The sequence below is a fragment of the Streptomyces boncukensis genome (assembly GCF_011045075.1).
GTDB lineage: Bacteria > Actinomycetota > Actinomycetes > Streptomycetales > Streptomycetaceae > Streptomyces > Streptomyces boncukensis.
The window spans coordinates 1-13,215 of record NZ_JAAKZZ010000181.1 but is presented as its reverse complement, the minus strand read 5'-3'; the positions used below and the strand labels follow the sequence as shown (position 1 = coordinate 13,215).

The 13,215-nt window shown below is 69.1% G+C and carries 14 protein-coding genes and 1 pseudogene; 6 read left to right on the top strand and 9 right to left on the bottom strand.

All coding sequences use genetic code 11. The annotated features are described in order from the left end of the window. Positions 1–101 precede the first annotated feature (101 nt). Positions 102–1,064 carry a DUF7847 domain-containing protein gene (locus G5C65_RS18385; protein ID WP_338146503.1) on the bottom strand — a complete coding sequence of 321 codons (963 nt, stop codon included), beginning with the start codon at positions 1,062–1,064 and terminating at the stop codon, positions 102–104. A 551-nt stretch (positions 1,065–1,615) separates the two neighbouring features. On the opposite strand from G5C65_RS18385, the gene mtnA reads away from it, so the two are divergent. After that, a complete protein-coding gene (mtnA, locus tag G5C65_RS18380) occupies positions 1,616–2,761 on the top strand; it encodes an S-methyl-5-thioribose-1-phosphate isomerase (RefSeq protein WP_165299943.1) in 1,146 nt (381 codons plus the stop codon). A gap of 385 nt (positions 2,762–3,146) precedes the next feature. Here mtnA and G5C65_RS40155 read toward each other — a convergent pair whose 3' ends face one another. The 3 genes from G5C65_RS40155 to G5C65_RS18365 form a co-directional block, all read right to left on the bottom strand. Further along, complete coding sequence (locus G5C65_RS40155) at positions 3,147–3,281, bottom strand: hypothetical protein (protein ID WP_277608071.1); 135 nt, start codon at positions 3,279–3,281, stop codon at positions 3,147–3,149. A gap of 29 nt (positions 3,282–3,310) precedes the next feature. Next, positions 3,311–4,000: a hypothetical protein gene (locus G5C65_RS40755; RefSeq protein ID WP_420903332.1), complete on the bottom strand. Its 690-nt coding sequence runs from the start codon at positions 3,998–4,000 to the stop codon at positions 3,311–3,313. Positions 4,001–4,377: 377 nt separating this feature from the next. Next, entirely contained in the window at positions 4,378–4,629 is a 252-nt protein-coding gene (locus tag G5C65_RS18365) for a hypothetical protein (protein WP_165299942.1), read from the bottom strand. A 335-nt stretch (positions 4,630–4,964) separates the two neighbouring features. On the opposite strand from G5C65_RS18365, the gene G5C65_RS18360 reads away from it, so the two are divergent. Together G5C65_RS18360 and G5C65_RS18355 are read left to right on the top strand one after the other, a co-directional pair. Beyond that, positions 4,965–5,753, top strand: coding sequence for a UTRA domain-containing protein (locus tag G5C65_RS18360; RefSeq protein WP_165299946.1), 789 nt, complete (start codon positions 4,965–4,967; stop codon positions 5,751–5,753). Between the two features lie 2 nt (positions 5,754–5,755). Continuing rightward, positions 5,756–6,523, top strand: a complete 768-nt coding sequence (locus G5C65_RS18355; protein WP_165299941.1) for a glycosyltransferase — start codon at positions 5,756–5,758, stop codon at positions 6,521–6,523. Here G5C65_RS18355 and G5C65_RS18350 read toward each other — a convergent pair. Then, on the bottom strand, positions 6,514–6,729 hold the full coding sequence (locus tag G5C65_RS18350) for a UTRA domain-containing protein (protein WP_165299940.1): 216 nt from the start codon (positions 6,727–6,729) through the stop codon (positions 6,514–6,516). The two genes, G5C65_RS18355 and G5C65_RS18350, sit on opposite strands and share 10 nt — an antisense overlap. Positions 6,730–7,014: 285 nt before the next feature. Between G5C65_RS18350 and G5C65_RS18345 the strand changes: the two genes are divergently transcribed. Continuing rightward, positions 7,015–7,443 (top strand): transposase family protein, encoded by a 429-nt coding sequence (locus G5C65_RS18345; RefSeq protein WP_165299939.1) that lies wholly within the window; start codon positions 7,015–7,017, stop codon positions 7,441–7,443. 148 nt (positions 7,444–7,591) lie between these two features. Here the strand turns inward: G5C65_RS18345 and G5C65_RS18340 are convergent, their stop codons facing one another. Beyond that, positions 7,592–8,164 carry a helix-turn-helix domain-containing protein gene (locus G5C65_RS18340; protein WP_165299938.1) on the bottom strand — a complete coding sequence of 191 codons (573 nt, stop codon included), beginning with the start codon at positions 8,162–8,164 and terminating at the stop codon, positions 7,592–7,594. 163 nt (positions 8,165–8,327) lie between these two features. Between G5C65_RS18340 and G5C65_RS18335 the strand changes: the two genes are divergently transcribed. Further along, complete coding sequence (locus G5C65_RS18335) at positions 8,328–9,314, top strand: alpha/beta fold hydrolase (protein ID WP_165299937.1); 987 nt, start codon at positions 8,328–8,330, stop codon at positions 9,312–9,314. A gap of 421 nt (positions 9,315–9,735) precedes the next feature. Here G5C65_RS18335 and G5C65_RS18330 read toward each other — a convergent pair whose 3' ends face one another. Continuing rightward, complete coding sequence (locus G5C65_RS18330) at positions 9,736–10,911, bottom strand: IS1380 family transposase (RefSeq protein WP_338146504.1); 1,176 nt, start codon at positions 10,909–10,911, stop codon at positions 9,736–9,738. Beyond that, on the bottom strand, positions 10,889–11,794 hold the full coding sequence (locus G5C65_RS18325; protein ID WP_206441964.1) for an AraC family transcriptional regulator: 906 nt from the start codon (positions 11,792–11,794) through the stop codon (positions 10,889–10,891). The genes G5C65_RS18330 and G5C65_RS18325 overlap by 23 nt, the downstream gene beginning before the upstream one ends. 95 nt (positions 11,795–11,889) lie before the next feature. On the opposite strand from G5C65_RS18325, the gene G5C65_RS18320 reads away from it, so the two are divergent. Next, a complete protein-coding gene (locus tag G5C65_RS18320) occupies positions 11,890–12,822 on the top strand; it encodes an NAD(P)/FAD-dependent oxidoreductase (RefSeq protein ID WP_420903331.1) in 933 nt (310 codons plus the stop codon). 8 nt (positions 12,823–12,830) lie between these two features. Here the strand turns inward: G5C65_RS18320 and G5C65_RS18315 are convergent. Next, a pseudogene (locus G5C65_RS18315) lies at positions 12,831–13,078 on the bottom strand (IS1380 family transposase); the annotation flags it as partial. Positions 13,079–13,215 lie beyond the last annotated feature (137 nt).

Here is a 13,215-nt window from a genome sequence, read left to right as displayed (position 1 = left end):
TATAAGAGACAGCCCCTGTAGCAGGTGGGAGGATCACGGCGGCGGTCAAAGCCCCCCCGATTCCCCGTTTCCTCCCGGGCCTGCCGGGAGGAAACGGGGAATCAGGCTCCCGAGGCCGGCCGGCCGGCCTGCTGGCTGCCGTAGCCGGAGAATCCGGCCGCCCGCGCGAGTTCGATATCGAGGGCCTCGCGGCGGATGCGCTGATCGAGGTAGAGCAGCGTGGTGACGCCCGCCGTAATCGGCAGGACCAGGGTGGACGCGATCACCGCACTGATGCCCGAGAGGATCAGCGGAAGCCACCCGGTGTCCGTGGCGGACTCGCTGATCGAGCCACCGTCACCACTGACGAGGGCCGCGATGAGGGCCATGGGCAGCTGGACCAGGAAGATGACGGCGATCCGCAGGGCGACGGGCAGCAACTGGATGCCGCAGACGCGCCACCAGTCGCCCCGCACGAGCTTCGCGGAGCGGCGCAGGGCGGTGATGACTCCCTGCTTCTCCAGCATCAGCGCGGGGGCCGCGAGGGAGAAGCGGACCCAGATGGAGATCATCGCCGCGATCCCCGCCAGGACTCCGAGGGCCTGGAGGGAGGTGCCGAGGGTGTCCGCGCCGGCCGCTCGGGCGGCGAGGCCGGGAACGAGGCAGAGGATCACCGCCGCGATCATGGCGAGGACGACGAGAAGCAGCAGGCCGAACAGGCGCGGTACCTGCGGCCGGGAGTCGCGCCAGGCATCCCCGGTCGTGACCTGGCGGCCGAGGACCGCGCGGCTGATCACGACCGTCAGCATCGCGGTGACGATCACCGTGCCCACCAGAGCGACGGCGATGGCTACCGAGACGCTGCCGACCAAGTCCGACACCTGAGCGGAACTGAGGTTCGTGTCCCCGTCGAAGACGCCGATGCCCTCGGCGTCCCGGAACCAGACGCCGTCGGCGACGGTCGAGACGAGCTGGGCAAGGACGGCGACGACGAACGCGATACCCAGTACGGTGCGCCAGTGCGCGCGCGTGGTGTTGACGGCGCCGTCCAGGATCTCGCCGACCCGGAGGGGCCGCAGCGGCACGATTCCGGGCTTGGGCGCCTGCGGAGGCTGGGACCAGGCGGTTTTCCAGCCGGGCGGGCCGGCGGGCTGTTGCGTGGAGCGGCGCACCCCTGAGCGCTGCGGGCCGGAGCGCGGGGCAGGCGGCGCCGTGCCCCAGCTCCTCCCGGGCGCCGCGGGCGGCTGCTGAGCCGCCCACCTGCGTGGCGGTGCGTCCGCCGGGGACTCGGACCCCGTCGGGGCGCGCACCCCGTCCGCGTCCCCGTCTCCACCCTGGTCACCGTCGCGGCCCGCGGCCCCCACGTCGTTCGGGGCTTCGGCGCCGCCGTTCGCGGAGGGCGGGCGGGAGCCGGCCGGATCGGCAGGTCCGGTCGGTCCGCTCGGCTCGGACGGCTCGGACGGGGATCCGGGCGAAGCCCAGCCCGGGGAGTCGTTCACGTGAGGTCACCTCGGGGTATCTGTCACTCCGTCGCCTGGTCGGCTGCCATCGTGCCATGGCGAGCCGGCGCCGTAGCGCCGCCCTCGGGGTCCCGGCCGGGTTCAACACCGGCACCGTTGCAAGGCACACTGTTCGAATGGCTGAACAGTGTGGTCCGGCGCTCCGCTGGGATGAACTGCCGGAAGGGCCGGTGCTGGTGCTCCTCGACCAGACACGCCTGCCCGCAGAAGAGGTCGAGCTGGTGTGCACGGACGTACCGGCCCTGGTGACCGCCATCCAGTCGCTGGCTGTGCGAGGTGCTCCGCTGCTGGGTATCGCGGGCGCGTACGGTGTCGCCCTCGCCGCGGCGCGGGGGTTCGATGTGGCGAACGCCGCGGACCGGCTGGCCCGTGCCCGTCCGACGGCGGTCAACCTCGCCTATGGCGTACGGCGCGTGGAGGAGGCGTACCGGAAGGCGTTCGCGTGCCATGGCGGGGACGAGGACGGCGCGGCTGCCGCCGCGGCGCTGGCGGAGGCCAAGGCGCTGCACCGGGAGGACGCGGATGCCAGCGAGCGCCTCTCCGAGCATGGCAGCGTGCTGCTGGAGAAGCTGGTCCCGGGAGGCAGTCTGCGGCTGCTCACACACTGCAACACGGGCGTGCTGGTCTCCGGCGGCCGGGGCACCGCGCTCGGTGTCGTGCGGGCGGTGCACAGGGCCGGACGGCTGCGGCGACTCTGGGTGGACGAGACGCGGCCGCTGCTGCAAGGTGCCAGACTGACCGCCTACGAGGCCGCGCGGGAGGGGATGCCATACAGCGTGCTGGCGGACAACGCCGCGGGTGCGCTGTTCGCGGGGGGTGAGGTGGACGCGGTGCTGGTGGGCGCCGACCGGATAGCCGCGGACGGCTCGGTGGCCAACAAGGTGGGCACCTATCCGCTGGCCGTGCTCGCCCGCCATCATGGGGTGCCGTTCATCGTGGTGGCTCCGGTGACCACGGTGGACCTGACGACGGAGACGGGGGCCGGTATCGAGGTGGAGCAGCGACCGGGCCAGGAGGTGACGGAGATTCCCGTGGGAGTGCGGGGCGGCTCCGTACAGGCTGCGGGAGGGGGCGTACTGGTGGCACCGGTGGGCGCGCAGGCGTACAACCCGGCCTTCGACGTGACCCCGCCCGATCTGGTGACGGCCATCGTCACGGACGGCGGAGTGATCGCGCCGGTGACGGCGGCGGCGGTTGCGGAATTGTGTTCCGCGTCACGCAAGGGAACGTCACGATCGAGTCATGGGATGATGCCCGACTGAACGCCGTGACATCTACTGCGGACATCAGCCGGGACCGACCGTAGCTCCCCGGCCGGCTGTCTTCGGGCGCGCCATCCGCTCAGGCTGACGCAGGAGACGGTCCAGCTGTCCGACTGCTTCGACCACGTCAGGGTCCAGTGCTTCCGCGTAGATGTCGAGCGTGGTCGAGATCCGGCTATGCCGCAAGATCGCTTTCACGACCCTGGGATGCACCTTGAGGTGCACCAGGAGCGTCCCGCACGACTTCCGCAGGCCCTTCAGGTTCATATCGCCGAGGCCCGCACGGTCGCATGCGGGTCCGGCGCAGCGGGGCGATGCACTGGGGCGGCAGCGGGAGGGGTGCGTACGACGTCTCGGTTTTCGAGAACAGCAGCAGCGCCGGGTACTACACCGTGAAGCGGCGCGCCACGGCCAGGAACCGCAGCACCTGCTCCGCATTCCAGCTCTTGCCGCTGTCCGTCGAGGCTCGGACGTGGACCAGCGTGGCCACGTTGCGTGTGAGCCCGACGTCCTCTTCCATAGCGGCGCTCAGCGAGGCCGAGAGCACCCTCAGGGCGCGCTTGGCGGTCTTGGCGGTTGTCGGCGGCGAGCAGGCCGTGGCCGGGCTTCGGCGGTGCGGATCCGAGTGGCACGGAACAGCGGCCAGTCGCCGGAACGGCCGCTGTCGGTTCCGTTGACGAAGGCGGCCCGCGCGGGGCGCGGCCCGCGTTCCCTGTCGAGCGGCGCGAAGACGCTGTGGCCGTAGCTCGGGGCGCGGGTGGCCTGCTCGGCGGTCTCGCGTACGGTCCGGCCCTTGAGCCGGCCGTCCTCGATGACCGAGCGCGCCTCTTCCGTGCCGAGCTTCGGCGGGGCGGGCTGTTCAAGTGAACAGCCGTCCGTGTTCACCGGGTGAGCTGCGGAGACGTCCGCGAACAGCACCTGTGGACAGCCGGGGGAGTCGCGGATAGTCCCTACCGCGCGCCGCATCTGGTCGCGCGTCTGGGCGGCCAGTTCGGACGCGGTGGGGTCCGGTCGCTCCTCCCAGGGAGAGGCCAGCTCGACCGTGGCCAGGCCCGCGGCGTGGCGGCGGGCGGCAAGCTGGTCGAGCAGGCGGCGCCGCTGCTGCGCGTCGACACCGACCATGGCGCGCGCTACGGCACGTGAGAGCCGCCGCTCGATCCGGCGGCCGTGCCGGGTGTCCCGCTGCTCCGGCTTCCCCGTCGCGAGGCGGGCGGCCAGCTCGACGGCACGCGCTGTCACGCGGTCCCGGGCGATCTGGGCCGCGTCGCGGTCGCGCTCGGCGAGTCCGAGCCGCGGTCGCGACGAGCGCCAGCTCGGCGGTGCTGCCCATGTCGAGATAGTCAGCGGCGAAGCGCCAGCTCGTGTCCGCGCTGTACGCGGTGCAGCCGACCGCCGCCAGGGAGGTCACGGCGACGGCGGCGGGGGTACGGCGCCTCCGTACGGTCCGGACGGCGAGGGCCGCCGCCCACAGCAGCGACCCCACCACAGCGGTGGCCGCGGCTTCCATGGCCCAGGACGGGAGCCCGGTGTTCATCGGGTCTCCGTCTTGCTGAAGCACACGAGAACCACCGGAACGCCCGCGTACGCGCCTTCGGCCTCCAGGGAAGTCCGCCATCTCAGCGACGAGTTCCTGAAGCACGCCCAGCACCGCGTGCAGATCCTTCGTGGTCCGACTCGTCATGACGCCCACGCGCCGCGTCCTCGCGCCCGGCGCGCTCGGACGAGGACTCCCGGTCCGAGCCGTCCGAGCCGTCCGAGCCGAGGAAGAGCGCCTGGAAGTCGACGTCGACCCCCAGCGCCAGCTTCGCGAACTCCGCCTCGTTCACGGCCTCCTGTGCCTGCGCCCCTCCGTACGTGCGCATGGTCATCGCGTATCTCTCCTGTGTGGGTGGGATGGAGAGCCGGCGGTGGAGCCTTCCGCAACCCGTCGCTCCGCCGTCGGCTGCCGACTGGTGCGGCCTCAGATGCGGATGCGCGCGGGGCCGGTGAGGCGCAGGTCCCATGATCAGGGAACGAAGAGCGCTCGTTAACCCATGCGCTCTGTGGAGTTCTCAAGCAGCGAGGAGCGGAAGCCCTAAAGACCTCTACTCCTCAACTCATCTTAAGGAGTTACCACGGCTATGGCGCACGTCTCCTCCGGTCGTCAACACCTCTTAAGGAGTTTTATGCTGGTGGCGTCGGACGAGTGACAGGGCTGATAGCTGTGGCGAAGGTGTACGAACAGATCGCGGCGGACCTGCGCGAGTCGATTCGTGCAGGTGAGCGGCGGCCTGGCGATCAACTGCCGGCTGAGTCGGCGCTGGAGAAGACGTACAAGCGCAGCGGCCCGACGATCCGTCACGCGCTCAGCTTGCTGGAGGCCGAAGGGCTGATCGAGAAGATCCACGGCAGGGGCAGTTTCGTGCGGAGCCCCCGCATCCCGGTGCTGCGGAGCAACGAGCGGCACCAGTGGGAGAAGAGCCGGGCGCGGGAGTCCACACCCCAGCGGGCCAAGACCGGGTCGACGGAGCACGACACCGGGCTCACCGTCAACGACCTGGTCTTCTCGGCGCGTTACCGGGAGATCAAGGCCAACGAGGACCTGGCCGGGGCGCTGGGCGTACCCGAGGGCACGCCCCTTCTCGAACGGACCTACCGCACGCGGTACGCGGCGGAAGACTACCCGTTCAACGTCAGCGTGTCGCACATCCCGGTGTCGCTGATCGAGCCCAACCCCGACCTGCTGGACGAGGGACGCGAGCCGTGGCCGGGCGGGACCTTCAACCAACTGCTCACCGTCGGCATCGAGGTGGCCCGTGTGGACGAGCTGGTCACCGCGCGCCCGCCGACCGTCGAAGAGGCCGAGGAGCTGGGGCTCCCGCCCGGCACCTCCGTCCTCACCGTTCGCAAGACCTGCGTCGATACCGACGACCGCGTGGTGGATATCGCGGATGTGCTGCTGCCGGGCGACCGCACGAAGCTGCAGTTCACCACCCCGCTGGAGAGGTGGTGACCATGGCGCAGCGCATCGTGGTCGTAACCGCTGTCCACCCCCCGTCCGCACCCTTCCTCGCGGACGCGTACCGGTCGCTGTGCGAGCAGGAGCTCCCGGTCGGCTGGGGCTGGCAGTGGGTGATCCGCGAGGACGGCGAAACGGACGAGGTCCGGCCACACGTGCCGCTCGACGACGAGCGCGTGACCTTCGAGCAGGGCCGCCAGGGCGGGCCGGGAACGGCCCGCACCATGGCGCTCGCCGGCGCCGGCGCGGACGGCGACCTGGTGCGCGTGCTCGACTCGGACGACCAGCTCACCCCCGGCTCGCTCGGCCGGGACCTCGCGGTCTTCCAGCGCGAGCCGGGCGTCGGCTGGACGACGTCCCGCGTGCTGGATCTGCTGCCCGACGGCTCGACCGCGGGCTTCGAGGGGGATCCGCCCGAGGGGCCCATCGAGCGCGGCGACGTGCTGCAGCACTGGCGGGCCCACCACCACCGCGCCCAGGTGCACCCGGCCACCCTGTGCGTGCGGCGCGACCTGCTCACCGCACTGGGCGGATGGATGGCGCTCCCCGCGTCCGAGGACACCGGGCTGCTCCTCGCGCTGAACGCGGTGAGCCGCGGCTACTTCCTCTCCGAGGTCGGGCTCCTCTACCGCAAGCACCCCGGCCAGTTGACGGCCCAGGGCAGCCACACCGACGAGCGGGAGCGCGCGCCGCGCATGACGGTGGTCGACGCGCGGGCCGAGGCGCTGGCCAAGCTGGGGTGGCAGTACCCCGGTCAGGAGTAGGGCGTCTCGTAGACGATTTCGCACCGGGTGGTGGGGACGACGATGCCGGCCGTCTCCACCGCCCGGTCCTCCGCGTAGAAGGTCCGCCGGATCACGATGACGATCGAGCCCCGCTGAACGCCGAGCAGGGCCGCCTCCTGGGCGCTGATGACCCGGGCGTCGAGCTGTTCCACCGCGTGGCTCACGGTGACGTCGATGGCGGCCATGCGCTCGATCACCTGCTCGTGGCAAGAAGGGAGCTCACCCAGTGAGGTCTTCCGTTCGTGCCCGGACCGGGTGACGGCAGGGCCGTGACGCACAAAGCTCCCTGCCCGTTGCGATAGTGCCAACTTCCGCTACGGAGCAAGGGAGCTTCGTGGTCACCTATCATGCCACCCTTGACGTATCCGATGACCTCGTTTCCTGGCTGGAGAACCTCATCGCCACCCGAAGGGGCGAACTCCGCGGCTCTCGGCGGAAATTGACCTCCTTCGACCAAGCCGTCATGGTCCTTGTCCACCTCGCCAAAGGCGATACCTTCGCCCAGCTCGGCGCTCACTACGGAGACCAACGGTGATCCGCTCTACAGCGGCAAGCACCCCGACCACGGCGTCAACGTCCAGGGACTCACCGACGCGGAAGGCGAACTGGTCTACCTCGGCCGTGCCCGGCCCGGATCGACCACCGACCTGCCCGCCGCCCGCGCCGGCGGCACCGTCCGCACCCTGGGCCGCCGCCCGAGAGGTAAAGGACACAACGGCTGGGAGAAGCTCACCGACTCCGCCCACGCCCGACTCCGCGCGCCAGTAGAGCGAGCCTTCGCCGTACTCAAACGTTGGCGAGTACTGGACCTGGTACGCATCAGTCCGAACCGCATCACCGGCCTGCTGCACGCGATCCTCGCCATCATCCAGAAGCGATCTTCACTCGCCAGCGCGTAGATCGGGAATGCTCAGCACCAGGCACAATGACGTCATCAGCCATGGAGCCTCCTCCTGAATTGGAGGGGAGGGACTTTGGAAGTTTGGTTTCTTGAAGCGCCTAGCTACTGTAGGACATGGCCATGTCCATGCCCCTGAAGGTCAGACGTCAGACGTCCGTGACGTGGAGACGTTCGCCCTGGGGACCGTAGATGGCGATGGTCTCCGACGGCATGTCCTCTCTGGCGTTGCCGATCCAATGGGGGACGTCGGTGCTGAATTCTGCGGCCTCGCCCGCCGCCAATTCCGTGCGCGTGCTGTCGAGGACGAGCTGCACCGTCCCGCTCAGGACGTAGAACCATTCACGTCCGGGGTGTGAATGGTAGCGCGGGGGCGGGAGCTGGAAGGCGGGCGGATAGATGACTTTGTATGCCTGAAGGCCGCCGGACTGCATTCCGAGCGGCACAAACGTCAGCCCGTGTTTGCGGACAAGGCGCAGATGCACGCGGGGATCGCCTGTCGCGGGGGCCGCGACGAGTTCGTCCAGCGCGACTCCATAGGTGCGGGCGAGGGGAAGGAGCTGTTCCAGAGTGGGGCGGGTCTGCCCGCGCTCGATGCGGGAGATGGTGCTCGGGATGAGCCCCGTCCGGTTGGCCAGTTCGGTCAGGGTCACTCCGCGAGCCTGCCGAATCCTCCGCAGCCTCGGGCCGACGTTCTGCAGGACCGTCTCATCGTCTTCCACGAAGCCGTCTCTCCTTCCGGCAGCGGTTTGCGACACTGCAAAAAGTATCGCAGGATCGCAAGGCTGGCTGCGACGGTCGGCCCATGACACAGACGCAGAAGCAGTCGCAAAGACACAAGCACGGACACCGGCGCTATCGCATCCTCGGGCGGGCGCGCTGGTCATGGCGCTCGGCGCGGGCAGCGCGGCGTCGTGGAACGCGGAGGACATGGAGGCCGCGTCCCCGGCCTCCACCTCCACCTCTGTCTCGTGCGACGCCGCGACAAAGCACGACGACGAGTTCAACAAGGCGTTCAAGCACAAGTTCGCGAAGGTACGCGAGGTGCGGATGCATTACGTCAAGGGCGGCTCAGGTCCGGCGCTGGTGCTGCTGCACGGCTGGCCGCAAAGCTGGTACGAGTGGCGCAAGATCATGCCCGCGCTCGCCAAGAAGCACACCGTCTACGCGCTGGACCTGCCCGGCCTCGGAGACAGCAGGGGTAGCCCTCCGAGCTTCGATAAGAAGACGTTGGCGCGCTATGTCCACGGTTTGCTGCAGGACCGTATCGGGCTCGACAAATTCGACCTGGTCGCGCACGATCTCGGCGGCGGAGTAGGTTTCCAGTACACCTCGCAATACCCTGAGCAAGTCAGCTCGTATACGCACATGGACTATCCGCTCCCGGGGCGCAAGCTGCCCGCCGCGCAATATCGCACGTTCTCCTGGCACATGGCGTTCAACAGCCAGAAGAAGATTCCCGAGCGGCTCGTCGACAATCCGGATGACGTGCGCGAATATCTCACCGGGTTCTATCCTCAGGTCGCCTACGGCGGATCGGCGTTCGGCGGCTCGCGGACCAAGTCGCCCTTCACCAGGGCGGAGACCGACGAATACGTCCGTACGTACAGCCGCCCGGAGGTGCTGCGCGCCGGATTCGAGCTCTACCGGAGCCTGGACAAGGACGAGCGCGACAACGCAGCGGCTCGTTCCGTGAACACCCGCACGCTGCTGCTGACGGCGACGGGATCACTGGCTAGCGCGAAGCCGACACTTAAGTCGAAACTGACCAATATCAAGCGTGCAGTGGAGATTCCGAAGTCGGGTCACTGGCTGGCGGAGGAGAACGCCGAAGCGGTGAAGGACGAGATCGTGGACTTCACGAGAAAATGAGTACGGCGAAGGCTCGCTCTACTGGCGCGCGGAGTCGGGCGTGGGCGGAGTCGGTGAGCTTCTCCCAGCCGTTGTGTCCTTTACCTCTCGGGCGGCGGCCCAGGGTGCGGAAGGTGCCGCCGGCGCGGGCGGCGGGCAGGTCGGTGGTCGATCCGGGCCGGGCACGGCCGAGGTAGACCAGTTCGCCTTCCGCGTCGGTGAGTCCCTGGACACTGAGAGGGCAGTAAGTGAAATTTTGTCCGCTGTTGCAGTGTCGACTAGCCTCGAAGTTTCGTGACGGTCCGCCGACGCAGTCGGTAGACCGTTTTCGTGCCGTGGGCTGATGTTGTGCATGCCCAGGACCCGAGTGTCGTCTCGGGGTGGCGCCGGGTTCCACTGCTCCGGGTGTTGAGCTGCTGTCGTAGGGGCGGGAATCTGCTGGTCAGCCGGGGTTCGGCAGGAGTGCGAGCCGTTCGAGAGCTGTGGTGATGTGGCTGGTCCAGGGCCAGTGCCGGGCCAGGCGGAGGATCCGTCGGCGGCCGGTGGTCACGAGCTGTCCGGCCGTGGTGAACAGGCGGAGCCGTAGTCGGCGGGGCTCCCAGAGCCGGGCCTTGCCGGTCAGAGCGAGCATCGGCATCCATGCCACCAGGTCGAGAGCGATCTGTACGATCTCCAGCCAGATCCGGTTCTGGGCCGTGCGGTGCAGGGGCAGGTTGCGCAGGCCGGTGGCTCGGGCGGCCCGGATCCGGTCCTCGGCCCTCGCCCGCAGCCGGTGACGCAGTTCGAGCTCGGCGACCGGTCGGCCCGAGGTGTTGGTCGCGAAGCAGGTCAGCCGCATGCCGTCCGCATCCGTGAGCCGTAACTGGGCTCCGGGGTGCGGCCGTTCCTTCCTGACGATCAGCCGCATGCCCTTGGGCCAGCCGTCCAGGACGTCGCCGGTGGGTTCGGCGACCCAGGCGCCGTCACGGATCGCGCCGTCCGCCTCGACGGCCGCCGTCCAGGCCGATGCCGGAACTCTCAGCACATGCTGGTGGACCTGCTCGGTGATCGCCATGCCGACCGAGTAGGACAGCCACCGTCCCCGCTGAGTGAGCCAGGCGACGAAGTCGTGGGTGTTGCCCGCGGAGTCGGTGCGGATCAGGGTCCGGCGTCCGCGCCGGTACTTCTTCGGTAGCTGGGCCAGGGCCAGTTGGGCGGCGGTGATGTGGTCGGCGGCCGTGTTCGATCCGGCGTTGCCTGCTCTGAGCAGGGCCGCGACCGGTTCACCCGTGCCGCCCGGCCCGTGGTCGACGAACCCCATCAGCGGGTGGTGGCCGTAGGTTCGCTTCCACGTGGGTGCGGCGTCCTCCTTGTCCGAGTGCGCGATCACCAGCACCCCGTCGAGGTCCACGGTCACCGTCCCGCCCGCATCAGGCGCTTTGCGGTCGGCCAACCGCCAGACGCGTTCGCGGACTTCAGCCCGCGCTGTGCGGATGGCCCGTAGGGCCTTCTCACCGGAGGCTGCGAGGGTGTCGATGAGGCGGGAGACCGTCGGGTCGGAGGCCACCGGCCCGAACACGGCGCCCCTGCCGTGTGACTCTACGTGATGCTTGTCGTCATCTCCGGCCGGACTGCTGATGCTGTGCCTTGTGCACCTGCCGGAACCGACCCGGTGAGACGCCGTACTCGCGACGGAACGCCCCTGCAAAAGCGAATTCCGTCGAGTATCCGATCTGCCGGGCTATCGCGGCCAACGATGCGTCGGTTTCTCGGAGCAGCCGCGCGGCACAACCCAGTCGCCAGTCCCTCAGATACGTCATGGGCGGCTTGCCGACCACTGAGGCGAAGCGTCTCGTGAACGTCACCCGGGACATGCCCACGGTCTCGCCGAGTCGCGAAGCCGTCCACTGGGTCTGCGGACTGTTGTGGATCGTGCGCAGTACGGCAGCGATAGCCGGGTCGGACATCGCGGGCAGGCCCTTCGAGCCCTCGTCCTCCATCCACTGACGCAGGACATGAACGAGCATCAGATCGAGTACCGCCGACCGAGACACGTCCGTACCCGTCTGCGCTTGCGACGCATCGTCGTCGAGCAGGCTGACGACCGATCGCAACGCCGGGAACCGCTCATAGTCGGGAGACACCACGAGCAGGTCCGGCATCGCCCCGAGGTACGGGTGCACCTGACCATGGTCCAACCGGTAGGCACCGCAGAGGAACTCGAAGTCGGCGGAGCCGGAAACCGGCTGGTCCAGGCTCAGCACCACCTGTGGCAGCCCGCGAAGCGCACACGGAGCGTGGCTGAGCCCGTGGTCTGCTCCGGACGTGATCAGGACGGCATCGCCCGGCTGCAAGGCGACGGGCGGCGCGTCGGCGGCGATGAGCCAGCCGCTGCCCCGGAGGACCACGTGGAAGCCGCTCCCGGTCAAGCCGGAGTACCGCATACCCCACGAACCCGATTGCCGGAATCGTCGGACGGTGCCACGTCCGACCCGGAGGCTGGAGATCGCCTGACTGATCATGTCCACCCGCTCGATTCTATGCGCCGTACAAGCTCGTATTCAGCCGCGCCACCTGTGTATGTCCGCGCACGTCAGCGGCTGGTTCAGTGAGTGTCATGAGAGAAGACGACACCGGTATGAGGGAGTGCATCGTGGTCGGCGCGGGGGCCGCCGGAATGAGTGCCGCGCTCACACTCGGCCGGGCCCGGCGAAGGACACTGGTTATCGACGCCGGCCAGCAGAGCAACCTCGCCGCCTCGGGCATCGGAGGTCTGCTCGGACACGATCGACGCCCTCCCGCTGAGTTCTATGCCGCAGGGCGCGCGGAACTGACGGCCTACCCGTCCGTTGAGGTACACCGGGGCGTAGTCGCCCATGGAGTGCAGGAGGACGACGGAAGCTTCGCTGTGACCTTCAGCGACGGCCGTCGCGAGCGAGCCCGAAGCATGGTCCTGGCCTCCGGAATGGACTACCGCTACCCACGGCTGCCCGGCATGGACGAGCGATGGGGTAATTCGGTCTTCCACTGTCCGTTCTGCCACGGCTGGGAAGTCCGCGACCGCCCCATGGGCGTTCTTGCGGAGGGCGCGGTCGGCGTGCACGGAGCTCTGAACCTCCGTGCTTGGAGCGATCGGATCACGCTGCTGACCAACGGCAGTGAGCTGACCGACCAGCACCGCGAGCAATTGGCCGTCGGCGGAGTGGGCCTCGACGAGCGGCCGATCACCGGCCTCCACGGGCCAGGGGCCGAGTTGCGGGCCGCGATATTCGCCGACGGCGGAGAACTCCCCATCGGTGCACTGCTGGTCAAGACGACTCTCTACCAGCGCTCCACGCTGGCCCGCGACCTCGGAGCATCCCTGACCGAACCGGACGAAATGCTCAGCGTCGAGGCGATCAAAGTAGACGCAATGACCCGGACCGGTGTCCCCGGGCTGTACGCGGCCGGGGACGCGGCCACCTCGGTCCCGCCGTCCATGGCGGCCGCCATGGCGTCGGGCTACCTGGCCGGCGCCGCCGCCGCTGTGCAACTTGCCGCAGGCTACTGAAGCCCACTCTCAAAACGCAGCAGACCGACGCCCGCAAGGCAGTCACCGCCCAGTGCGACCGCGAGCACCACATCCAGCAGGCCCTTGCCCGGGTCGAGCACCATCCGTGGTTCGCGCCATGGCGCCAGTACCGCTGTTATCGCCCTGTCCACACCGGCCTTACGGATCGTCTCCACCAGCAGCAACCGCCAGCGGGAGCCCCCCGACCACCGCCTCCGGTAGGGACAGACGGATAGGACCCGATACGCTCCTTCACCTGGAGAGTGCTCCTAATTCGTGAGTAGGCGGTTCCAGGGCAGCCCCGTGAAGGGCTGCTGGACTGACTGATGTGGATGGGTTTCGCGGTGGCCGCGTGGGCGCCGGATGGACTCCTGTGTTCTCCCGGCCCGCTGA